The 988-nt window shown below is 39.6% G+C and carries 2 protein-coding genes; both read right to left on the minus strand.

Translation table 11 applies throughout. The features are described 5' to 3' along the window. Positions 1 to 307: 307 nt before the first annotated feature. A complete protein-coding gene (locus R7R24_RS25075) occupies positions 308 to 676 on the minus strand; it encodes a helix-turn-helix domain-containing protein (protein ID WP_318119818.1) in 369 nt (122 codons plus the stop codon). Further along, complete coding sequence (locus R7R24_RS31025; RefSeq protein WP_072833180.1) at positions 645 to 773, minus strand: helix-turn-helix domain-containing protein; 129 nt, start codon at positions 771 to 773, stop codon at positions 645 to 647. The genes R7R24_RS25075 and R7R24_RS31025 overlap by 32 nt, the downstream gene beginning before the upstream one ends. Between the last annotated feature and the right edge of the window lie 215 nt (positions 774 to 988).

A 988-nucleotide genomic window follows, 5' to 3' on the forward strand; every position in this document is an offset into this window, starting at 1 on the left:
ATAGGGTGAAAGTTTGATGACACTGACATTTTAAAGTCATTGGCAATTTCTTCTGTATGTCATCCTGCACCATCCATAACAACGACGGCACGACATCCCTCCTCCGTGACTGCCAATATTTGTTTTAAGTGCTCTATCAGATGTCTTTATTAACCCAGGGACAATGATAGCCTCACTAATTCCTTTTCTGGGACAGACTGAACCGAACAGATAAGCATACACAAATTGTTATTGCTTCACGGCTCTTGGGCGAGTTCCTTTTTTAGCCTATAAGCGTGTTGTCGTGTTTTGTTGCCCAAATCTGGTTTTACTCTAAAGCTATATTTTCTGGGATTTTAAGGATCGTTTCGATTTTGAATTTTTTCAAATCCTCTTGTGTTAGTTGAGATTGTTTGGGGTGTTTTGAACGGGAAGTTATCCATGAAAAGCCCATGTGGTCGAGCAGGTAATAGATAGAATTAGAGTGGTAGTACTGACCAAATTCTTTCACGATATAAGCCTGGATGTCGGCACAAGTCAGTCGTCCGCCCTGTGTATCATTGGCTTTATCTTTTATATATTGGCTCAATTGTTCTCTTTGCTCGGAAGTTAAGAGTGGTGGTCTTCCTCTTCTTGGCTTTTCTTTGCCGTCCTTTCGTCCCTTCTTAAAGAAAGGTCTGAACCCACTTATTGACACTGGTTCGGCTTACCTTGAGAAACTTGGCGATTTGTGTGCGTGAGTGCCCATCTTTGAATTGAGCAAGGGCCAGTATTTCATTTTCATCTGAATAGATTTTTGCTGACTTGCGAGCTTTTTAAAGTTGATGCTATTGAGGCTATCATAACGAATCAGCATTTTCTTCAAGTAGTACTTAAACGAGATATGTTTATCTAAACGGCAAATTCCCGTAAGGGTTCTTCCTATGAAAAATTGCTTGGAACGTATGTAAAAGTGACTCCTGTAACTTTTAAATATTTCAGTGGTTTTAAAGCGATTATATTGTCGAAT

This window comes from Vibrio sp. 704, from assembly GCF_033339295.1.